Source organism: Lysobacter antibioticus (assembly GCF_001442535.1).
GTDB classification, from domain to species: Bacteria; Pseudomonadota; Gammaproteobacteria; order Xanthomonadales; family Xanthomonadaceae; genus Lysobacter; species Lysobacter antibioticus.
In genome coordinates, this window is record NZ_CP013141.1 from 3,910,809 (window position 1) to 3,931,443 (window position 20,635).

Here is a 20,635-nt window from a genome sequence, read left to right on the forward strand (position 1 = left end):
GTGGTGCGCGCTGCTACCGTGCCTTTGCGACCACGGCGCGACTCTGAGGCACACGCGTCGCGCACAACAAGACGCAAACGCGTCGAGTCGACATCGCATCCGTGCCTGACGTCACGCATACAACGAAGATTTGTTTCGATTGAAATCGGTGTGCTGGACCGGAAATAGAAACTGAGAACCCGTCCGCGTTCATGATGCAATGCACGACACGAACCCGGGGAACTCCGGCGCAGCCGCGTCGACGGCCCATCGCCGGCGCCGCTTTTCCGGTGCCGTTCCAGCGCGGTGAGATACCTCTTCGGCTACGGTCTGCCCCATCAAGAACGACCTCATTCGGCAGAGAGGCGCACGTTCGTGCCGACGAAGCTGCGCTCGGGTCTCTGCAGCTCAGCGCGGTCGCCTTCGCCCGCTCCATCGACATCGTCGCTTCCACGTCCTTATGCCCCACAGGCAGATTCGCGAACGATTCGAAGTGCCTTCCGCAAAGAAAAACCCCGGCCGAAGCCGGGGTTTTACTGGGCCATCGCATCGATGCCCCGGTCGATCAGAAGGTGATGCTCCAGCTGTCGATGCGGCCGGTGTCCTGGCTCGCATTGTCGTTGACGCGCAGCTTCCAGGTGCCGTTGAGCGCTTCGCTCGACAGGTTCTTGTTGAAGGTGCCGGTGACGTTGTCGGCGCTGCCGCCGCTGCGATTGTGGATGTTGTACAGCGTGCCGTCCGGCGCGACCAGGTCGACCTTCAGGTCGCCCTTGTAGGTATGGACGATGTTGACCGAGATCGGCGTGCTCGCCGGCGCGTTGCCGCTGCGGCCCGACACGACGATCGAGCTTTCCACCGTGGCATTGTCGGGAATGTTGACGTCGGTGCCGTTGGTGTAGGTCTGCGCACCGCCGGTGCCGACCGTGACCGAAGCGGTCTTGGTGTGGGTGGCGCCGTCGTCGTCGGTGACCGTCAAGGTGACGGTGTAGGTACCGATGGTGTTGTAGGTCTTGCTCGGGTTGGTCGCCGTCGAGGTGGTGCCGTCGCCGAAGTTCCAGCTGCGCGAGACGATGCTGCCGTCGCTGTCGCTGGAGCTGTCGGTGAAGCTCACGGTCAGGCCGCTCGCGCTCGAGCTGAAATTGGCCACCGGCGGCGTATTGGTCGGCGTGCCGCTGGAATCGATGCCGTCGATGAACTGCGCGCCGCTGCCGCTCGGGTCGAGCCAGTTGCTCAAACGCGTGGCCGCGGAACCGCCGCCGGTCCAGGAGGTGAAGATACGACCGTAATAGTCGCTACGATCGGCGCCGGTCGCCGAGCAGCTCGACGGGCCGCCGTGCAGCTGACCCAGCACGCGCTTCTCCGGGCTGTAGATCGGCGAACCCGACGAACCCGGCTCGGTCACGCCGCCGTTGGCCTGCCAGAACACATGCAGGTGAGTGCTGCCGCTGGCGCCGTTGTAGCCGCTGATCTGGGTCGCGGTGGTCGAGTGGCTGATGCGCTTCTCGGCCACGTTGGGATGATGGATGGCGGTCGCGCCGGAGAAGTTCTGGTCGCGGCGGTCCCAGCCGGCCCAGAACAGGTTATGGGCCGGGTTGGCGGCGGTGTTGAGTTCGAGCAGGGTGAAGTCTGACGCGGCGTTGGTCGCGCGGACCACCGCACCGGTCTGCGACTGCGACAGCGAGCCGTCGCCGTTGGCGCCGCTGGAGGACGAGCCCGGCGCGCGGCAGGTCGAGTTCTGATAGTTCCAGTACACCACCATGCTCGCGGCGATCGCCGCGGTGGTCATGCCGCAGTGGTTCGCGGTCAGGAAGTACATCTTCTTGTCGTTGGCGGTGTTGTTGACCAGCGAGCCGGTGCACCACATCGTGCCCTGCTTGGAGTAGGCCGCGACCGAGCGGATCACGTCGCGGTGGGCGTTACCTTCGGGACAGACCACGTCGATGTTGCAGCTGCCCGACACGCCCGTGGCCTGCTCCAGCGCGGCTTCGCGCGCGAGCCTGGCCAGGCCCCTGTAATCGTGCTGGACCCCGGCCAGGTGCAGCTTGAGCTCGCCGACCTTGGCGCGCGGCACGACCACTTCGATCACCGCCTCGTCGCCGATCACCACCGGCGTCCACAGCTCGTTGAAGGCGTTGTTGTCGGCCGCGGTGAAGCTGCGCACGCGCGAGGCGTTGGAGCCCGGGGTCTGGTCGGCCGGATAGATCAGCATGCGTGCGCCGGCGGGCAGCTTGAACTGATCGAAATGGAAATTCAGGGTCAGCGCGTTCTTGGATTCGATGCGCGTGCGCCAGACCGCATGGTCGGCGTCGAGGTCTTCCCAGGTGCCGCTGTTGAGGGTGTTCATGTCCACCGGCAGCGAGGTGGCGAAGCGCGGCGCTTCGTTGCGGCCGCGCTTGAGGTCTTCGGCGCGCAGCTTGGCTACGTCCACTGCCGGCATGCTGCGCAGGGCGATGCGGTCGATGCGCGAAAGGCGGGCGTTGTCGAAAGCCGCCGGACGCAGAGTCGGGGCGGCGAGCGCGCTGCCGATCGACAGTGCGAGCAGGGCCAGGGAAGCGGTCAGTCGTTTCATTACTTGCTCCATGTTGGGAAGGACGACGTGGTGGCGAGGTTCCGCAACGAGGCCTGGACCGGCCCGGAACATCCGGCCCCTCGAGGCGAAGGGCCGGATGCCGGGCGGGCGCGTCCACAGCGAGCTGCGGCCCGCGTCCGGATCGCACTTCGCCAGAGTCGTTTCAGGTCATCGTCGAGCGGAAAGCGGACTCCCCTAAGCCCGCCTGTGTTTCAGGAGCCCGGCTTATCAAAAGCCGGGGCTCCCCGGACACGAGGTCCCTCCAGACGGAGGTTCCTCAAAACGCGAGGCTTATCAGAACGTGATGCTCCAGGTGTCGATGCGGCCGATATCCTGCGAGGCGCGATCGGCCGCGCGCAGCTTCCAGGTACCGTTGAGCGGCTCGCTCGACAGGTCCTTGGTGAAGCTGCCGGTGACGTTGTCGGCGCTGCCGCCGCTGCGGTTGTGGAGGTTGTAGACCGAGCCGTCCGGCGCGATCAGGTCGACGATCAAGTCGCCCTTGTACGGGTGGACGATGTTGACCGAGACGCTGGCGTTGCTCGGCGCATTGCCGCTGCGCCCGGACACGGCGATGCTGCTGCTCACGCCGGTGGCGTTGTTGTCCGGAATGTTGACGTCGGCGCCGTTGGTATAGGTCTGCACGCCGCTGGCATTGACCGTGACCGAGGCGGTCTTGCTGTGGGTGGCGCCGTCGTCGTCGGTGACGGTCAGCACGACGGTGTAGGTGCCGGCCGCGGTGTAGGCCTTACTCGGGTTGGTCGCGGTCGAGCTGGTGCCGTCGCCGAAGTTCCAGCTGCGCGAGGCGATGCTGCCGTCGCTGTCGGTGGAGCTGTCGGTGAAGCTCACGCTCAGGCCGCTGGCGCTGGAGCTGAAGTTCGCCACCGGTGCGACGTTGGCGCCCGGGTCGGCGCGGAATGCCGCCATCGCCGCCTTGGTCTGCACCAGTACGCGCTGGTTGTGGTGCACATCGGCCGTGCCCATCGCCACGCCGCCGTAGGTGATGTCCGGATTCGACCAGTAGTTCAGGCGGGTGCAGGCCGTGCCCGGGCACTGGTAGGCCATGATGGTGCGCCAGCGAGCGCCCTGCGCGGGCATGTACTGGTAGCCGTGGCCGTAAGCGTAAGGCAGCGTGTTCGGATCGTTCTGCGGGTTGTGGCGGGCCGACAGCAGATGGCCGACCTCATGGGCGAAGCTGTAGTAGCCGGTCGCGCAATCGTAGTGCACGGTCGCGAACGCAGTGGCGGCGTTGGAACCGATCGCGGCCGCGCGGCCGCAGTTGCTGTCGTCGTTGATGACCAGGACGTTGACGTCGGCGGCATTGGTGTCGCGGGTACCGTGGATGTCGTCCATGTAACCGTCGTTGGTACCTTCGAAGCGGTCCACGTCGGTGGCGTGGCCGTCGCCGACCGAGGTGTATTGGACGGTGCGGTAGTTGGCCAGCACCATATTGATGCCGACGTTGGAATTGAGGTAACCCTGGTTGCTCTCGGCGACGGCCAGTTCGACCAGCGCCTCCATGTCGCCGCCATAAGCCGTGACCGCGTCGTTGGTCGCGACCACCTGGACACGGATGGTGGCGGTGGCGCCCGGCTCGGTCGCGGCCGGACCGACCAGGCCACCGCTGCGAGCGGCCTGCGTGGCGGCTGCGCGCATGTCGATCTGGGGCAGGCTCGCCTCGTTGTAGTCGGCGGCATGGTCCGGCGGCATGCGGGTTTCGTCGACCTCGATCACCGCATGGCTGCCGTCGGCGAGCGGACGGATGCGATACAGCTGGCCGTCGACGCGGACGTTGCCGGTGACGCCGTTGCCGCGGCGCACCAGGGCGACCGAGTTGCGTTCGTCGCTGCGCACTTCGCGTGCGGTGCGAGCGGCGGCGGCCTTGCCGGTGCCGCGCAGATGGCCCATCCAGACGGTGCTGCCGCCGCGGGTTTCGCGGACGTTGTCGAGCACGGCGTTGACCAGGTGGCCGCCGAGTTGCAGTTCGATTTCGCGCGTCTGCGCGCTGACCACGGCGGCATCGGCGCGCTTGAGCCGCAGCGAGGCGGTGGCCGGCGCGGCGGCGAGGCTCTGCGCACGGCCGAGGGCGGACGAGCCCTGGCTGCCGGCGATACCGGCGCGCGGCGTGGCGTCGCCGACGAACAAGGGTTGTGCGGCGAAGGCCGGCAATGCGGCGATCGCGGATGCGAGTACGGCGACGCGAGCGGTGTTCAGACCGCGCGCACGGACGCGGTTGCGAGACTTGCTGGTCATTGGTGGAACCCCCGAAGGAAGTAAAGCCGCAAGCGCGGCCGAAAGGTAATCGCCGGAACATCGAAGGCAGGCGGCCTGTTCGCCAGCACCTGTTCGCCCTCGTGTCCGATCTGGCGTTTCGTGTCTTGATTGCGGATCGAGTCGTCGTTCCGTCCGCACTTCGACGCTAACGTTTCGCGCAAGGCCGCGGCAATGGTTCGGCGACCGATTCGGCGGCACCGTTCGTGATGCAGGTCATGCATCGGAAAACTCTTTCGGGCACGCGAAATCCGCTGCTCGCCGAGCGATAAAACCTCCACACGACGGCGCCTTTCGCGCAACAAAAAACCCCGGCTTTACCGGGGTTTTTTGTGCTTCGCAGCGAAGATTGCGTGCCTTGCGTCAATGAATTTCTTGCAGTCTTTCAGGAGGTCCCGGCGACGCGTTGCTCCGCCGATTACTTCTCGATGACCTCCGGCCCGCGGATGATCGGATCGAGTGCGATGTGGTTGTCGGGCTCGATGAACTGCACGTCCGGATCGGCGGCGAATGCCTGCATCAGGCGCTGCGCGCCGGCGCGGTCGAGCGCCGGGCTGACGCTGAACACGTCGGCATTGATGCCCATGCGATGCTTCCAGGTCAGGGTCGGTGCGCCGCCCTTGCCGGCCACGCCCTGCAGGCGCTGCGCGGTCTGGTTGAGGCGCGTCTGCACCACGCCTTGCTGCTTGAGCGGCGCGCTGTCGTCGCGGTATTTGACGATGAACTGCGCGAACGGCCCACCACCGACCGGTTCGCCGACCTGGGCCGGCGCCTTCCTCGGAGACGGGTTAACTTCCGGGTTCACTTCGGAGTTGACTTGCGGATTGGCGTCGGGAGCGCTGTCGGGAGTCGTACTGGAGGCCATGCAGGCGGTCATCGCAAAGGAAAGGAACAAGGCCGTGGACGACAGCCACAGAGCGCGGATCGGAAACGGCATGCGGGCTTCTCCTGGGATCGGGTATCGATGGAACGCATGAGCATGGTATTCGGGGTTGCGGCTCGCGATGCGAAACCGGGAGCGCCGCGACCGTTCCGCCCGCTTCCAGCGACGTCCCGAGCTTACTCCCCGCATCCGGCGACGGATGTGAGCGCGCTATGTGGCACAACCCGGAGTCGGCGTGCGTTCACCTCGGTGACTGCGCGCGAGCCCAAAAAAGAACCCCGGTCGAAACCGGGGTTCTGAACGCACGGCGAGCCTCACGGGCGGCCTGCCGGCGGGTTTAGAACGTGATGCTCCAGGTATCGATGCGGCCGGTGTCCTGGCTCGCGTTATCGTTGACGCGCAGCTTCCAGGTGCCGTTGAGCGTTTCGGTCGACAGGTTCTTGGTGAAGGTACCGATGACGTTGTCGGTGCCCGAGCCGGTGCGGTTGTGGATGTTGTAGAGCGTGCCGTCCGGCGCGACCAGGTCGACCTTCAAGTCGCCCTTGTAGGTGTGGACGATGTTGACCGAGATCGAGGCGGTGCTCGGCGCGTTGCCGGTGCGGCCCGACACGACGATGCTGCTTTCGACCGTGGCGTTGTCGGGAATGGCGACGTCGGTGCCGTTGGTGTAGGTCTGCACGCCGGTCGGCGGGGTGCCGCCGAGCGCGTCGAGCGCGGCCTTGGCATTGACGATGCCGGCGCCGCAACCGCCCGAGCACGAGCCGGGGAGCGCGCGCGCGGTGTTCTTGAGCAGGGTCTCGATCTCGGCCGGGGTCTTCGGCGTGGTTGCCTTCGACTGCAGCAGTGCGACCACGCCGGCGACGTGCGGCGAAGCCATCGAGGTGCCGCTCATGTACACGTACTGCTCGGCGCCCTGGGTGGTGGTGCCGCCGTTATGGGTCGAGGCGATCTGGTCGCCCGGCGCCGACACGTCGATGCCGGTGCCGTAGTTGGAGTAGCTGGCCTTGGCGCCGGTCGAAGTGGTGGCCGCAACGGCGATGACGTTGGCGCAGTTGGCCGGCGTCGAGGTCGAGACGTTCGCGCTTTCGTTGCCGGCGGCCACGACGATGGTGGTGCCGCGGCCTACCGCACCGTTGATCGCGGTCTGGTAGCTGCTCGGGCAGGCGCCGCCGCCGCCGAGGCTGAGGTTGATCACTTCGGCCGGGTTGGCATTGGCCGGGATGCCCGACACGCTGCCGCCCGAGGCCCAGACGATGGCGTCGGAGATGTCGGAGTCGTAACCGCCGCAGCGGCCGAGCACGCGCACCGGCACGACCTTGGCGTTGAACGCGGTGCCGGCGACGCCCTTGGCGTTGTTGGTCACTGCGGCGACGGTGCCGGCGACGTGGGTGCCGTGCCAGCTCGAATCGCTGGCGTCGACGTCGTAGCCGGGCTGGTCGCACTCGGTTGCGTTGTTCCAGTCGCCTTCGTCGTTCGGGTTGGAATCGCGGCCGTCGCCGTCGCGCGAGACGAAGGTGTCGGTGATGAAGTCGTAGCCCGGCAGGATGTTGGCGTTGAGATCGCTGTGCGGGGTGATGCCGGTGTCGAGCACGGCGACGACCGCACCGCTGCCGGTGGAGACGTCCCAGGCCTGGTCGACGCGCATGCCGCCGTTGGCGCCGTTGAAGCCGTACTGCACGCCGTAGTGGGTGTCGTTCGGAGTCAGCAGGGCATGGCGGCGCACGTCGACTTCGACGAAATCGACGTTCGGGTCGGCGGCGATCTGGCGCATCAGCGATTCGGCTTCGACGCGGTCGAGCGAACGGTCGGCGCGCACCACGTCGGCGCCGATGGCGGTGCGGCGCAGGTGCTTCAGGCCGAGTGCGGCCTTGCCCTTGGCCTTGCCGACGGAAGCGGTCGCGGCGGTGCTGAGCGCGCTCTGCACGCTGGCGGCGCTGCTGCGCTCGACGCTGCCGTCGCGGTACTTGACGATGAATCGGTCGAACTTGGCGGCGGTCTGCAGGCCGCTGAGGTTGACGCGCTCGGCGGCGAAAGCCGATCCGGCGACGGTCGAAGCCAGCACCAGGGCGGTGGCGGCGGCAAGGGCGTGTACGCGATTCGAACGAACGGACATCTGTTGAGAACCCCTAAACTGAAGTGGCCGCAGTTGCGGCGGAGTCGTCCGGTGAACCGGCGGCAACGACGAGGACGCCGCGATGCCCGGACTTGTTCGCGAAGCGCATTCGGCGAAATGTCGATGCGATCCGTCGATCCACGCTAACGATTGCGCGGCGGCTACGACAAGAGATGGGCGTCACCGTTTTGTGGCGTAAAAGTGAAATAAATCACGCATTTGCTACGCACTTGTGTGGCAGGCGTCACAACGCAAAAACGCAAAAACCCCCTACCCCTGCCGCGAAAAAGTGACAGCGAACAAATCTGTTTGCACGGTGCCACCGGCATCGCGACGAGGCGATGTCCATGCGTTGCACACGCATCGCCGAGCCCCTGCATTTCTCGCTGTACGTCCACATTCATCGGCATGAACGCATCGCTGAATGCGTGCCTGGCGACGGGTCGCATCCGCACCGGACGCAGCGAGCTGAGCCATGCGACTCGCTCGGGCGCCGCGTCGCGGCCGCCGCTCTACCCTGCCCGCGGCGAAAAAAACCCCGGCCGAAGCCGGGGTCGGTGTTGCGCCTTGGCTTTATGCAGCGCCTCGGCGGTCGATCAGAACGTGATGCTCCAGGTATCGATGCGGCCGACGTCGACCGCCGCGGCATCGACCGCGCGCAGCTTCCAGGTGCCGTTGAGCGCTTCGCTCGACAGATTCACGGTGAACGTGCCGCTGACGTTGTCGGCGCTGCCGCCGCTGCGGTTGTGGATGTTGTAGACCGAACCGTCCGGCGCGATCAGGTCGACCTTCAGGTCGCCCTTGTACGGGTGGATGATGTTGACCGTCACCGAAGCGTTGCTCGGCGCGTTGCCGGTGCGGCCCGACACCGCGATGCTGCTCGACACGCCGGTCGTGTTGTTGTCCGGAATGTTGTAGTCGGTGCCGTTGCTGTAGGTCTGCGTGCCCGGGTTCGGGGTGCCGCCGAGCGCATCCAGCGCGGCCTTGGCGTTGACGATGCCCACGCCGATCGGCTGGTCCGGCGTCTGCGGGAAAGCGCGTGCGGTGTTCTTGAGCAGGGTCTCGATCTCGGCCGGGGTCTTCGGCGTCGTCGCCTTGGCCTGCAGCAGCGCGACCACGCCGGCGACGTGCGGCGTCGCCATCGAGGTGCCGCCGTAGGACGCATAGCTCTCCGCGCCCGGGGTGGTGGTGCCGGCGTTGAGCGTCGACAGGATGTTCGAACCCGGGGCGGCGATGTCGACCACCGCACCGTAGTTCGACTTCTGCGTGCTGCTCCACACCGAACGCGCACCGGCGCTGTCGACCGCACCGACCGTGATCACGCCGGTGCAGTTGGCCGGACGCGCGTCGGCGGCATTGCCGTTGTTGTTGCCGGCAGCGACGACGACGGTGGTGCCGCGCGAAACGGCGCCGTTGATCGCGGCCTGGTAGGTCGAACCGCAAGCGCCGGAACCGCCGAGGCTCATGTTGATGACTTCGGCCGGGTTGGCGTTGGCCGGGATGCCCGACACGGTGCCGCCCGACGCCCAGGTGATGGCGTCGGCGATGTCGGCCAGGCTGCCGCCGCACTTGGCGAGCACGCGCACCGGTACGACCTTGGCGTTGTACGCGGTGCCGGCGACGCCCTTGGCGTTGTTGGTCACCGCGGCGACGGTGCCGGCGACGTGGGTGCCGTGCCAGCTCGAATTGCTGTTGTAGGTGCGGCCGCACTCGCCGGCGACGAACCAGTCGCCCTGATCGCTCGGATCGGAATCGCGACCGTTGCCGTCGCGCGCGGCGGTGGCGTCGCTGACGAAGTCGTAGCCGGGCAGGATGTTGGCGTTGAGATCGGTGTGGCTGACGATGCCGGTGTCGATCACGGCCACGACCACGCCGGTGCCGGTGCTGATGTCCCAGGCGGTGGTGGCGTTGATGCCGGCGTCGGCATCGGTGTAGCCCCACTGCTCGCCGAAGCGGGTGTCGTTCGGGGTGGCGGTCGGGTACATGCGCGCGTTCGGCTCGACGTATTCGACGTTCGGGTCGGCGGCGATCTGGCGCATCAGCGATTCGGCTTCGACGCGGTCGAGCTTGCGGCCGGCGCGGACCACGTCCGAACCGAGCGCGGTGCGGCGCAGGTGCTTGAGGCCCAGGGCCTTGCCCTTGCCGGCGAAACCGGTCGCGGCGCTGCTCAGCGAACGCTCGAGGGTGGCGGCATTGCTGCGCTGGGCGCTGCCGTCGCGGTATTTGACGATGAATTCGTCCTGGCTTTCATTGGCCAGGGCGGCGAGGTTGATGCGATCGGCGGCGAAAGCGGACATCGCGACGCAGGACAGCGCGGTCACGGTGGCGGCGGCGAGCGCGTGCTTGCGCATCGCGCGCATGGAACGATCGGACATGGATGGAACCCCCAAAAACGAAGTGCCGAATGACGGCGTCAACGCGCGGTGGTCTGCCCGAACCCAATCCTTCGTTGTCCGCGACAGCGTCCGCGCTGTTTGTGTACGGACTCGCTATGACCCGGTCCGCCTTATCACGCTAAGCGCTGGGCAAATGTGCCTTCAAGCCGGCACGGACCAATTAACAGGGCCCCGGACGTGTCTTCTGTCACGCATTCCGACAGTGCGCAGGCGCATGCGGCCTCACGGCGGATAGCGTGAACGCGTCGCACCGGCGGCGGAGCAGCGCGATGAATGGCCTCGCCGAGTGACACGGCGAGGCACGACGACGGCGGCCCGGGCCGTGTCGGTTCAGCGTATTCAGGTGGCCAAGCGGCGGGTCGGCGGGGGCCGGACGAGGCGCGGTTCCAACGCCGGCGGCGGTGCCGCAGCGCCGCTCAGAGCATGCCGGTTTCGAGCCGGGCGGCCTCGGACATCATGTTGCGGTTCCACGGCGGGTCGAACACCAGCTCGACGTCGGCCTCGGCCACGGTCGGGATCATCTCGAGCTTCGCGCGCACGTCGTCGACCAGGATGTCGCCCATGCCGCACGCCGGTGCGGTCAGGGTCATGCGGACCTCGACCATGCGCTGGCCGTCGTCGCGGTGCTTGACGGTCGCCTCGTAGACCAGGCCCAGCTCGACCACGTTGATCGGGATCTCCGGGTCGAAACAGGTGCGCAGCTGCCGCCACACCAGTTGCTCGACGGCTTCGTCGTCGGCGCCCTCGGGCAATTCGAGCGGTTCCGGCGGCTTCTTGCCGATCGCGTCGGCGTCGCGGCCGGCGATGCGGAACAGGTTGCCTTCGACGAAAACGGTGTAACTGCCGCCGAGGGCCTGGGTGATATAGCCGACGCTGCCCGCGGGCAAGGTGACCTGATCGCCCTGCGGCACAAGGACGACGGCGCAATCGCGCTCGAAACGGACGGGTTCGCTGCTGCGGGAATACATGGCGGAAAGATGGGGATGCCGTGCCGCAGCACAAGTCGCACCATTCTACCGGCCTGGGACCGCTATGCTGTAGGGCTTGCCCCGCCCACAGTGTTCCGCCCATGACCGTCGCCCGCCCGACCGAACAGCGCAGCCCAGCCTCGGCCGATCGCCGCGAACGCCGCATCACCCCGTTCTCGTGGCTGCTGCTGTTGCTCGGCACCTTCGGTTTCGCGGCGTTCTGGGTGTTGTTTTCGGTCGCCTACGACCATCAATTCAGCTGGATGGCGGTGTTCGGGGCGCTCGATATCGCCTGGATGCTGCGCCTGGGCGGCTGGCGCCCGGGCCCGCGCCGGGCGGCGCTGGGCCTGGCGGCGACCGTGGTGATCGTGGTGGTGGCCAACTGGGGCATCGCTTCGTCCCAGGTCGGCGCCATGCTGGGACTCGACCCGCTCGAGGCGGCGACCAAGCTGGGGCCGCATTTCGCCTGGACCCTGATCCAGCTGGCCAACACCGGCACCGACCTGGCCTGGCTGGCGGCCGGGGCGGTGGCGGCGGTGGTGGCTTCGCGCTGAGCTTCGGCTTGCCTGAAGGCAGGTGGCGAATTCTCCACTGTAGAAGCGGCGTGAGCCGCGACCTCGGGACGCGCAGCGATTGCATCGCCGTGGCCACCCATCGAAGCCGAGTGCTGTCGCAGGGGTAGGAGCGGCGCAAGCCGCGACCACGGGACGCGCAGCAGTTGCATCGCTGTGGTTATCCATCGAAGCCGCGTGCTTTCGCGAAGGGTAGGAGCGGCGTCCTACTGGATTTCCTTCGGTCACAAGCCGCGACCGCGCTGTCATGGCCTTGCGGCGCAACGCTCAAGCAAGACCGAGATCTAGATCTAGATCTAGATCTAGATCAAACGCTAAAAGCTTCCGCCACTAAAGCGGCGGGTTACTTTCTTTTGTCATAAGCAACAAAAGTCCGTCTGGATTCCCTTCGGTCAAAGGTAACCAAAGCAAAATGCTTCTTTTTGAATCACGAGCCCGCACGAGCGATGCCGACGCGGGGATCTACATACGGGACATCCTTGTCCCGATGAAAAACGGCGCGCATCCCTGCGCGCCGCCCTCCGGTTCTTCAATTGCCTTCGCTAGTGCCAGGCGACGCACAGCAACGGCAACGGCAACGGCAACAACAACTAGGCCGTTGCCATTGCCATTGCCATTGCCATTGCCATTGCCATTGCCATTGCCATTGCCATGATGAGCTTGGCGCAGCATCGGGCTCGCGAGAACACCTGGAGACCCGGAGGGCGGCGCACAGGACGTGCGCCGTTTTTCGATAGGACAAGGATGTCCTATCGAAAAATCCCGGCGCGGGCATCGCACTCGTGGCCTGTGCCCTTGCAAGGAGAGCCCTTTTCTTTGGTTACCTTTCTTTTGGGCTTAGCAAAAGAAAGTAACCCGGCCGCGTTAGCGGACGGAAGCTCTGCACTTGCTTGATGCTTCTCAAAGACCAAGATCAAACGCCTAAAGCTTCCGCCACTAAAGCGGCGGGTAACTTTCTTTTGTCTAAAGCAACAAAAGAAAGTCACCAAAGAAAAATGCTTTTGTTTTGAATCACAGGCCCGCACGAGCGATGCATACGCGGGGATTTTTCATACGGGACATCCCTGTCCCGATGAAAAACGGCGCGCATCCCTGCGCGCCGCCCTCCGGGTCTTCAACTGCCTTCGCGAGTGCGAGGCGACGCACAGCAACGGCCAGGGCCAGGGCCAGGACCAGGACCAGGACAATGGCAATGGCAATGGCAATGGCAAAAAGATGCACAAGCGACGGCGGAGACAACCGCATCGCCGAGCCAGGCAACCACTCCCCTACCCCACACTCCCCCAATCCATCTCGCCCAAACACACCGCGAATACCCGCGCCGCTTCCTCGATCTCCGCCACCGACATCGCGCCGAAACCCAGCAACAGGCCGGCGCGGGCGGGCGGCTCGAAGTAGTACGGCAAGATCGAGTACAAACCGAGGCCTCGGCTCTGGGCGAAGGCGATGAAGGCCTCGCCCTGGGCGACGTTGCGGTCGCGCAGCCAGACCACCAGGTGCATGCCGGCATGGGAGTCGTCGATGTCGACGGCATCGCCGGCCAGGCGGCGCAGGGATCCCAGCAAGGCGTCGCGGCGTTGTTTCAGGGTCTTCGCGGTGCGGCGCAGGTGACGTTCGAAGCCGCCATCGGCGAGGAAGTGCGCGAGCGCGGCCTGTTCGATCGCCGGGGAACCGAAATCGTCGACCCACTTGGCGCTGATCAGGTCGTCGCGCAGACCCGGCGGGGCGACGATGTAGCCCAGGCGCAACGAAGGAAACAGCACTTTCGAGAAGGTGCCGGTGTAGATCACCCGACGGCTGTCGTCGAGGCCGCACAAGGCCGCATGCGGCTGGGCGTCGTAACGGAACTCGCCGTCGTAGTCGTCTTCGAAGATCCAGCAATCGTGGCGGCAGGCGTAGTCGAGCAAGGCGCGACGGCGCGCCAGCGACATCAGGGCGCCGGTGGGGAACTGGTGCGAAGGCGTCACGCAGATCAGCCGCGGCGGCCGTTCCGGCAGGAGATCGGTGCACAGGCCCTCGCCGTCCACCGGCACCGGCAGCAGGCGTGCGCCGTGGATCTGCAGGGCTTCGCGCACGGCGAAGTACTGCGGCTCTTCGATCACCACCTCGTCGCCTTCGTCTAGCACCACGCGCGCGGTCAGGCTGACCGCTTGCTGGGTGCCGGTGACGATCACGATGTCCTCAGGCCGTGCATGCACGCCGCGGCGCAGGGACAGGTATTCGCAGACCGCCACGCGCAAGGCCGGCAGGCCCTGTGCGGTCGGGTAATGGGGCTGGGTATAGACCGCCGCATGCGACAGCGCCCGCGCCCAGGCCGAGGTCAGCAGCGGATTGGTGAACGGCACGCCGTACTGGAAGCTGTGCAAGGCACCGGGCACGCGCCGGCCCGGCATGTGGGCGTGGTCGTGATAACGGCGCAGGCGCCGGGCATAGGCGCTTTGCGGCGCCACCCGCTGCGGCGGCTCGGAACGCGGCTGCACCGGCGCGCCGGGCATGGCGACATAGCTGCCGGAGCCGACCCGCGCTTGCATGAAGCCTTCGGCGCGCAATTGCTCGTAGGCGGCCAGCACGGTGTTGCGCGACACCCCCAACTGCTGGGCCAGCAGCCGGGTCGGTGGAAAACGCAGCCCGGACGGCAGCCGCCCGGTCATCACCGCGTCCTTGAGCGACCGAACCAATTGCCCGTGCAACGGTCCTCGGCCATCGAGCGGCAGGTACATTCGCGGCTCCGGATTGGCCCCCTCGGGCCGCCTGTGCCATCGATATTGCCAAGCCAATGGGCGAGTTGCGAGGGCCGATCAGCGACTTGGTCCAAGTCGGCACATGCGCATGACAAGCGGGGCGCAACGTGTTTCGTGACCGCTGTCGCGCTCACAAGCGGCCGAGGCCGATTGGCTCCCTCGAGGCCGGGATTATTGGCCCTCCAGATGACGGCCCAGGATGGCTAGCTTAGGAGCCAACGAACGTGGCGCCTGCCCGCCACGCCTCCCGGACGAGGGTCGCATGAACTTGCAACATCACCGGATTCATTTCGCCGAGCATCTCGATCTTTCGCAGTCGGCCGCACGGCCGACCCTGCACCTGGTCCGGGCCTCCGGACGCGCCGTCCAGCTCGACCTGCCGGCCGGCTGGCTGTCGCTGTGGCTGCCGCTGCGCGGACCGCTGCGCCTGGAAGCCGCCGACAGCATGTGGGAGCTGGAGCCCGGCCACCTGCAGATCTGGCGCGACGGCCGTCTGCGCACCAGCGCGCGCCTGCCGTGCTGGTGGCTGTGCCTGTGCGGCCCGGACACCGCCTGGCGCGGCTATCTGCAGACCAGCGCCGACAATACCAGCGAGGAACTGTTCCCCTGGGAAGGCCCGGCGCCGCGCGATGCGCAACGGTTGATGGTGCGACTGGCGCGGCTGGCCGCTCAACCGACCGCACTGGGCGCGCTGGGCGACAACGGCGACGCCCTGTTGCGGACTCTGTGCGCCTTGTTGATCGATCAGCAACGCGATCTGCAGACACGGTTGCCGCGTTGCAGCGGCCGCACCCAGCGTCGACGCCAGCAGACCTTGCTGAGACTGTTGCGCGTGCAGCATTTGATTCGCCGCCATCCGGAGATCCGCCTCGACCTCAACCGGCTTGCGCGCAGCGCCAACTACTCGCCCTGCCACTTGATCCGGATCTACCGCGAGGTGTTCGACGAGACGCCGACCGAATTCGCCTCGCGCCTGCGTTCGGATCGCGCCTGGCGCATGGTCCGCGAAACCCGCATGCCGGTGTGCGAGATCACCGAGGCCCTGGGTTTCGAGAGCCAGAGCGCGTTCTGCCGCGCGTTCAAGAATTCGTTCGGCCTCACCGCAACTCAGGCACGGCGCCTCGACCGGCAGCTCGTGCGCGCGGCCACCTGCGCCGCCTGAAACGCGCCACGCGGCGCAGCGGCTTCGATGTTGCACCGCACCTCTCGCTACGCTTCACCGCACCGCTTCGCTGCACTTCCTCGCGGCTCTTCTCCAGGACCTCTGCAATGACCTATGCCAACCGCAGTGCGCGATCGCTGCCGCTATGGACCGTGATCGGCGGCCTGATCGCAGCGACGCTCGATATCGCCTACGCCATCAGCTATTGGGGCATCACCGCCGGCGTGCCGGCGCAACGCATCCTGCACAGCGTTGCGTCCGGCCTGATCGGGCGCGAAGCGGCGCTGGCCGGCGGCGCTTCGACCGCCGCGCTCGGGCTCGCCCTGCACTATCTGATCGCCCTGATCATGGCCGCGGTCTACGCCTATGCGGCGACCAAGTTGACCTGGATGCTGCGGCGGCCGTGGTTGTCGGCGACCCTTTACGGCCTGTGGCTGTTCGTGGCGATGAATTTCATCGTCGTGCCGCTGTCGCGCGCCGGTGGCGGCGGCATTCCGAAGGACGTGCTGTGGATCGTGCTGAGCATCCTGGTGCACGTCTGCTTCGTGGCCTGGCCGATCGCCTGGTGCGTGGGCCATGCCTTGCGACCCGGCGGCACCGCACGTGGCCGCTGAAGCCTGGCGTCCGAACCTCGCGGCACTCTCGATCGCCGCCGTCGCGTTGGTCGTGGCGAGCGGCGTGCTGGCCGCCGGCGGATTCGCCGAGACCGGCCCGCGCAATGCCGCCAAAGCCGCGACGGCGACAGCGGCTTCCGACACGCAGACGCTGCTCTTTCCGGTGGGCTACTCGCGCTGGACCCACATCAAGAGCGGCCTGATCAACCCCGGCCATGCCGCCTACGCACGTTTCGGCGGGCTGCACCACATCTACGCCAACGCTACTGCGCTCGAGGGCTACCGCAGTGGGCGTTTTCCCGATGGTTCGGTGCTGGTCTACGACTTGTTCGAGGCCACCGACAAAGGCGATGCCACCATCGACCAGGGACCGCGCCGGCACATCGACGTGATGGTCAAGGACGACACGCGCTTCGCCGCAACCGGCGGCTGGGGCTACGCCGAATTCGCCGCCGGCGAGCGTCAAGACCGACTGCGCCCAGTCCAACGCGACGGCTGCGCCGCCTGCCATGCCAGCCAGAAGCAGAACGACCAGGTGTTCAGCCGCTGGCGCGAGGATTCGGGGCTGGAGCCTGCGCCGGCGCAGCAAGACTGACAGAGGTGCCCTGGATTCGCTGCGCACATCGAAACCGGCTGCCGCGCAGTTCAACCCTGTGCTGCCTGCCACCCTCCGTTGGCGCTAAAGAAAGTAACCCACCATTTTAGTGGCGGAAGCTTTTGGCGTTTGATCTTGCTTCTCTAGAAGCTTCAGGCAAGAGCAAAGCTTCCGTCCGCTGACGCGGCCGGGTTACTTTCTTTTGCTGGCCCAAAAGTCCGTCTGGATTCCCTTCGGTCAAAGCTAACCAAAGAAAAGGCCTTCCTTGACGAAGCCCCCCTGCGAGCACGCAGCTGGCGCCGGGATTTTCCGATAAGACGTCCCTGTCTTATCGGAAAACGGCACACGTCCTGTGCGCCGCCCTCCGGGTCTCCAGGCATTCTCGCGAGTTCGTCGCTGCGCCAAGCTCTTCACGGCAACAGCAACAGCAACAGCAACAGCAACGCTATTGAGACATAGGCGCCTATCCCGGCCAACGATGGCCGCTAAACGAATGCGGTCGCGGCTCGCGCCGCTCCTACCCCGAAGCCGCACTGCTGTTATCGTTGCTGTGCGCCGTTTCGTACTAGCGAAGGCAATCGAAGACCCGGAGGGCGGCGCGCAGGGATGCGCGCCGTTTTTCATCGGGACAGGGATGTCCCGTATGAAAAATCACCGCGCATGCACCGCTCGTGCGGGCCTGTGATTCAAAACAAAAGCATTTTTCTTTGGTTTGCACTGTCAACGTCTAAGTGCAGCAAACGAGTCGAAAACACTCTGACGAACCTTCGCGGCTAACTCAGGCATGCCCAGCTCACGCAAGAACACCACCGCCGGGAATTGATAGCCCAACGACGCCCGTGGCCGCGTGTTGAACTCATGAGCGATTCGATCCAATTGCCGTTGCGTGTAGCCCGACAGATCGGTGCCCTTCGGAAAATATTGCCGGAGCAGACCGTTGGTGTTCTCGCAGATGCCGCGCTGCCAAGGACTGCTTGGGTCAGCGAAGTAGACCGATACGTTGGTGCGCTGGGTCAATACCCGATGCAGCGCCATCTCCTTGCCCTGGTCGTAGGTCAGCGTCTGCCTCGCCGATAGCGGCAAACGACGCAGCACCCGGCTGAATCCCTCCAGCGCGTCAGCGGCCGTGCAACCACGCATCCGCGCCAGCACCGTGAACAGGGTCTTGCGGTCCACCAGCACGCCGATCGCCGAAGCGTTGCGTGCGCCGACCAGGAAATCGCCTTCCCAGTGGCCGGGCACCAGGCGTTCGGTGGCGGCGGGCGGACGCAGGTGAATACTCTGCACATCCAGCATCCGACCGCGCCGCTCCGGGCCCCGTGCGGACGAATGGCGGGCAGCGCGCTGCTGCTTCAGTAAACGAGTCAGCTCCCGCCGAATGGGGCCACGGGGCATGGCATAAATCGCCGTATAGATGGTCTCGTGCGACACCCGCCACTCCGGTCGGTCAGGATATTCTTCGCGCAGTCCCTGGCTGATCTGACGTGGCGACCAATAACGTGCCAGTCGCCGCTGCACCTCCAGCCACAAGGCACTGTCGGCGCTCAGCTTGCGCTCGCGTCGCGCTCGACGGCGCAAGCGCCGCGCCCGTTCGCCAGCACGAACCGCATCATAGCCTCGCCGGGGTCGACCCAGCGCCGGGGTGGGCCCCGGCGTACGCACCCCATTGCGGGCCAATTCGCGCGACACGCTGCTATCGGCACGCCCCAACATTCGGGCGATAGCGCGGCCGCTATGGCCATGCTGCTTCATGGCCATGAGCACACCGCGTTCTTCGGCGCTGAAGTGGCTGTACTGGGTTCCCATGCGCTGACCTCAAGGGTGGGTGATGCGCTTGAGGTTAGACAGTGCAGTTACTTTCTTTTGTTGCTTTAGACAAAAGAAAGTTACCCGCCGCTTTAGTGGCGGAAGCTCTTAGCGTTTGATTCTGATCCTGACCTTGCTTGAGCGATGCGTCGCGAAACCGAAACGGCGCGGTCGCGGCTTGCGCCGCTCCTACCCCTGCGACGCCACGCCGCTTCGATACATGGCACCAGCCTTGCTGCCTTCATGCGTCCCGCGGTCGCGACTTATGACCGAAGGAAATCCAGTAGGACGTCGCCCCTACATGAGGCCATGCGAAGCGACGAAGCGAGATTGCGAGTACCCGTCGCGGCTCCCGCCGCTCCTACCCTTGGCTCCAGCCGGAAACCGCGAGCGTCGTGCTGGGCCCCGACACTCCCCGAACCGGCGGGCTCAATGCCCGCCGTCGAGCGCCTTCAGCTCCGAGACCAGCGCGCTGGCCATTTCCGCACCGTCGCCGTACAACATGCGGGTGTTGTCGGCGTAGAACAACGCGTTCTCGATGCCCGCAAAACCCGTACCCTTGCCTCGCTTGATCACGATGGTGTTCTTGGAATTGACCACGTCAAGAATCGGCATGCCGTAGATCGGCGAGGACGGGTCGGTCTTGGCGACCGGGTTGACCACGTCGTTGGCGCCGATCACCAGCGATACGTCGGTGTTGGCGAACTCGGGGTTGATGTCGTCCATGTCGGCGATCATGTCGTAGGGCACGCCGGCTTCGGCAAGCAACACGTTCATATGGCCCGGCATGCGCCCGGCGACCGGGTGGATCGCGAATTTCACCTTGACCCCGCGCTCGGTCAGCTTCTGGGTCAGCTCCCAGATCTTGTGCTGCGCCTGCGCCACCGCCAGGCCATAGCCCGGCACGATCACCACGCGTTCGGCGAAGGCCATCATCGCGGCGACGTCGCCGGCTTCGATCGGCTTCTGGGTGCCGCTGATTTCCTGCGCCTGGCCACCGCCGCCGAAATTGGAGAACAGCACGCCGCTGATCGGGCGATTCATCGCCTTGGCCATCAGGCGCGTCAGCAGCATGCCGGCCGCGCCGACCATGGTGCCGGCGATGATCAGCGCTTCGTTGCCGAGCACATAGCCCTCGAAGGCCACGGCTAGGCCGGTGAAGGCGTTGTACAGCGAGATCACCACCGGCATGTCGGCGCCGCCGATCGGCAACGTCATCAGCACGCCGAGCAGCAAGGCCAGCACGAAGAAGGCGATGATCACCGGCACGTTGAGGGTCATGACCGCGGCGATGCCGAACACCACCATCGCCAACGCGATCAGCCCATTGAAAATCTGCTGGCCGGGGAACACCACACGCCGGTCCAGGCGCCCGTCGAGCTTGGCCCAGGCGATCACCGAACCCGACAGCGACACCGCGCCGATCGCCGCGCCGACCACCGCCAGCACCAGGGCGATGTTCGGCGTCTGCATGTCGATGACGCCGCGCTCGATCTGCGCCTGCAAGGGGTCGGCCGGCAGCCGCGCCGACAGGCGCAACAGCTCGACCGCGCCGATCGCCGCCGCCGAACCGCCGCCCATGCCGTTGTACAAGGCGACCATCTGCGGCATGTCGGTGATCGCGACCTTCTTGCCCGAGACCCAGGCCAGCGCCGTGCCGATGCCGACCGCCAGCAGGATCAGCCCCATGTTGTGCAGGTCGGGCTGGAAGAAGGTCGCCACGGTCGCGATGACCATGCCCGCACCGGCCCAGCGGATGCCGCTGCGCGCGGTGACCGGCGAGGCCATGCGTTGCAGGCCCAGCAGGAACAGGGTTGCGGCAACCAGGTAACTGCACTTGACCAGGATCAGCATCAGGTTCATCGGACCGCCCGCTTCATGAAACCACCATTGCCGGAACGGCAGGCCCCGACCCGGCAGCGTGTGCCCGGCGACGAGGAAGACAGCGGCGACGGCCGGCGCTGCGGCC

At 66.2% G+C, this 20,635-nt stretch carries 16 protein-coding genes and 1 pseudogene; 4 read left to right on the top strand and 13 right to left on the bottom strand.

Annotation, left to right across the window (positions count from 1 at the left end; translation table 11 throughout):
* Positions 1-544: 544 nt before the first annotated feature.
* The 8 genes and pseudogenes from GLA29479_RS24665 to sufT all read right to left on the bottom strand — a co-directional run bounded on the left by GLA29479_RS24665 (position 545) and on the right by sufT (position 11,176).
* Entirely contained in the window at positions 545-2,548 is a 2,004-nt protein-coding gene (locus GLA29479_RS24665; protein ID WP_057972141.1) for a PKD domain-containing protein, read from the bottom strand.
* A 294-nt stretch (positions 2,549-2,842) separates the two neighbouring features.
* On the bottom strand, positions 2,843-3,472 hold the full coding sequence (locus GLA29479_RS26140) for a PKD domain-containing protein (RefSeq protein WP_425478948.1): 630 nt from the start codon (positions 3,470-3,472) through the stop codon (positions 2,843-2,845).
* A pseudogene (locus GLA29479_RS15800) lies at positions 3,458-4,798 on the bottom strand (M12 family metallo-peptidase); the annotation flags it as partial. The gene GLA29479_RS26140 and the pseudogene GLA29479_RS15800, both read right to left, overlap by 15 nt.
* Positions 4,795-5,040, bottom strand: coding sequence for a hypothetical protein (locus tag GLA29479_RS24670; protein ID WP_144436545.1), 246 nt, complete (start codon positions 5,038-5,040; stop codon positions 4,795-4,797). The pseudogene GLA29479_RS15800 and the gene GLA29479_RS24670, both read right to left, overlap by 4 nt.
* 194 nt (positions 5,041-5,234) lie before the next feature.
* On the bottom strand, positions 5,235-5,753 hold the full coding sequence (locus GLA29479_RS15805) for a hypothetical protein (protein WP_057972142.1): 519 nt from the start codon (positions 5,751-5,753) through the stop codon (positions 5,235-5,237).
* 283 nt (positions 5,754-6,036) lie between these two features.
* Positions 6,037-7,812 (bottom strand): S8 family peptidase, encoded by a 1,776-nt coding sequence (locus tag GLA29479_RS15810; protein WP_057972143.1) that lies wholly within the window; start codon positions 7,810-7,812, stop codon positions 6,037-6,039.
* A 596-nt stretch (positions 7,813-8,408) separates the two neighbouring features.
* Complete coding sequence (locus GLA29479_RS15815; RefSeq protein WP_057918930.1) at positions 8,409-10,187, bottom strand: S8 family peptidase; 1,779 nt, start codon at positions 10,185-10,187, stop codon at positions 8,409-8,411.
* Positions 10,188-10,624: 437 nt separating this feature from the next.
* Positions 10,625-11,176 carry a putative Fe-S cluster assembly protein SufT gene (gene sufT / locus GLA29479_RS15820; protein WP_057972144.1) on the bottom strand — a complete coding sequence of 184 codons (552 nt, stop codon included), beginning with the start codon at positions 11,174-11,176 and terminating at the stop codon, positions 10,625-10,627.
* Positions 11,177-11,277: 101 nt separating this feature from the next.
* On the opposite strand from sufT, the gene GLA29479_RS15825 reads away from it, so the two are divergent.
* Positions 11,278-11,730 carry a hypothetical protein gene (locus GLA29479_RS15825; RefSeq protein WP_248842741.1) on the top strand — a complete coding sequence of 151 codons (453 nt, stop codon included), beginning with the start codon at positions 11,278-11,280 and terminating at the stop codon, positions 11,728-11,730.
* 480 nt (positions 11,731-12,210) lie between these two features.
* On the opposite strand, the gene GLA29479_RS23780 is transcribed toward GLA29479_RS15825, so the two are convergent.
* The 3 genes from GLA29479_RS23780 to pdxR form a co-directional block, all read right to left on the bottom strand.
* A complete protein-coding gene (locus GLA29479_RS23780; RefSeq protein WP_082638736.1) occupies positions 12,211-12,420 on the bottom strand; it encodes a hypothetical protein in 210 nt (69 codons plus the stop codon).
* A 339-nt stretch (positions 12,421-12,759) separates the two neighbouring features.
* Entirely contained in the window at positions 12,760-12,993 is a 234-nt protein-coding gene (locus GLA29479_RS15830; protein ID WP_144436546.1) for a hypothetical protein, read from the bottom strand.
* Positions 12,994-13,016: 23 nt separating this feature from the next.
* Positions 13,017-14,468: a MocR-like pyridoxine biosynthesis transcription factor PdxR gene (gene pdxR, locus GLA29479_RS15835; RefSeq protein WP_057918932.1), complete on the bottom strand. Its 1,452-nt coding sequence runs from the start codon at positions 14,466-14,468 to the stop codon at positions 13,017-13,019.
* 283 nt (positions 14,469-14,751) lie between these two features.
* Between pdxR and GLA29479_RS15840 the strand changes: the two genes are divergently transcribed.
* The 3 genes from GLA29479_RS15840 to GLA29479_RS15850 all read left to right on the top strand — a co-directional run bounded on the left by GLA29479_RS15840 (position 14,752) and on the right by GLA29479_RS15850 (position 16,860).
* Complete coding sequence (locus GLA29479_RS15840; RefSeq protein WP_051885451.1) at positions 14,752-15,651, top strand: helix-turn-helix domain-containing protein; 900 nt, start codon at positions 14,752-14,754, stop codon at positions 15,649-15,651.
* A 107-nt stretch (positions 15,652-15,758) separates the two neighbouring features.
* Complete coding sequence (locus GLA29479_RS15845) at positions 15,759-16,265, top strand: hypothetical protein (protein ID WP_057972146.1); 507 nt, start codon at positions 15,759-15,761, stop codon at positions 16,263-16,265.
* Positions 16,255-16,860, top strand: coding sequence for a cytochrome P460 family protein (locus GLA29479_RS15850; protein WP_169795675.1), 606 nt, complete (start codon positions 16,255-16,257; stop codon positions 16,858-16,860). Before GLA29479_RS15845 ends, GLA29479_RS15850 begins: the two co-directional genes overlap by 11 nt.
* 720 nt (positions 16,861-17,580) lie before the next feature.
* Here GLA29479_RS15850 and GLA29479_RS15855 read toward each other — a convergent pair.
* Entirely contained in the window at positions 17,581-18,666 is a 1,086-nt protein-coding gene (locus GLA29479_RS15855) for an IS30 family transposase (RefSeq protein WP_082638210.1), read from the bottom strand.
* A 429-nt stretch (positions 18,667-19,095) separates the two neighbouring features.
* Positions 19,096-20,529, bottom strand: coding sequence for an NAD(P)(+) transhydrogenase (Re/Si-specific) subunit beta (locus GLA29479_RS15860; protein WP_057972148.1), 1,434 nt, complete (start codon positions 20,527-20,529; stop codon positions 19,096-19,098).
* Positions 20,530-20,635 lie beyond the last annotated feature (106 nt).

Excerpts from the sequence above, each read along its gene's own strand:
- GLA29479_RS24665 (WP_057972141.1), bottom strand. The coding sequence starts at position 2,548 with ATGAAACGACTGACCGCTTCCCTGGCCCTGCTCGCACTGTCGATCGGC.
- GLA29479_RS26140 (WP_425478948.1), bottom strand. The coding sequence starts at position 3,472 with ATGGCGGCATTCCGCGCCGACCCGGGCGCCAACGTCGCACCGGTGGCG.
- GLA29479_RS24670 (WP_144436545.1), bottom strand. The coding sequence starts at position 5,040 with ATGCATGACCTGCATCACGAACGGTGCCGCCGAATCGGTCGCCGAACC.
- GLA29479_RS15805 (WP_057972142.1), bottom strand. The coding sequence starts at position 5,753 with ATGCCGTTTCCGATCCGCGCTCTGTGGCTGTCGTCCACGGCCTTGTTC.
- GLA29479_RS15810 (WP_057972143.1), bottom strand. The coding sequence starts at position 7,812 with ATGTCCGTTCGTTCGAATCGCGTACACGCCCTTGCCGCCGCCACCGCC.
- GLA29479_RS15815 (WP_057918930.1), bottom strand. The coding sequence starts at position 10,187 with ATGTCCGATCGTTCCATGCGCGCGATGCGCAAGCACGCGCTCGCCGCC.
- sufT (WP_057972144.1), bottom strand. The coding sequence starts at position 11,176 with ATGTATTCCCGCAGCAGCGAACCCGTCCGTTTCGAGCGCGATTGCGCC.
- GLA29479_RS15825 (WP_248842741.1), top strand. The coding sequence starts at position 11,278 with ATGACCGTCGCCCGCCCGACCGAACAGCGCAGCCCAGCCTCGGCCGAT.
- GLA29479_RS23780 (WP_082638736.1), bottom strand. The coding sequence starts at position 12,420 with ATGCTGCGCCAAGCTCATCATGGCAATGGCAATGGCAATGGCAATGGC.
- GLA29479_RS15830 (WP_144436546.1), bottom strand. The coding sequence starts at position 12,993 with ATGCGGTTGTCTCCGCCGTCGCTTGTGCATCTTTTTGCCATTGCCATT.
- pdxR (WP_057918932.1), bottom strand. The coding sequence starts at position 14,468 with ATGTACCTGCCGCTCGATGGCCGAGGACCGTTGCACGGGCAATTGGTT.
- GLA29479_RS15840 (WP_051885451.1), top strand. The coding sequence starts at position 14,752 with ATGAACTTGCAACATCACCGGATTCATTTCGCCGAGCATCTCGATCTT.
- GLA29479_RS15845 (WP_057972146.1), top strand. The coding sequence starts at position 15,759 with ATGACCTATGCCAACCGCAGTGCGCGATCGCTGCCGCTATGGACCGTG.
- GLA29479_RS15855 (WP_082638210.1), bottom strand. The coding sequence starts at position 18,666 with ATGGGAACCCAGTACAGCCACTTCAGCGCCGAAGAACGCGGTGTGCTC.
- GLA29479_RS15860 (WP_057972148.1), bottom strand. The coding sequence starts at position 20,529 with ATGAACCTGATGCTGATCCTGGTCAAGTGCAGTTACCTGGTTGCCGCA.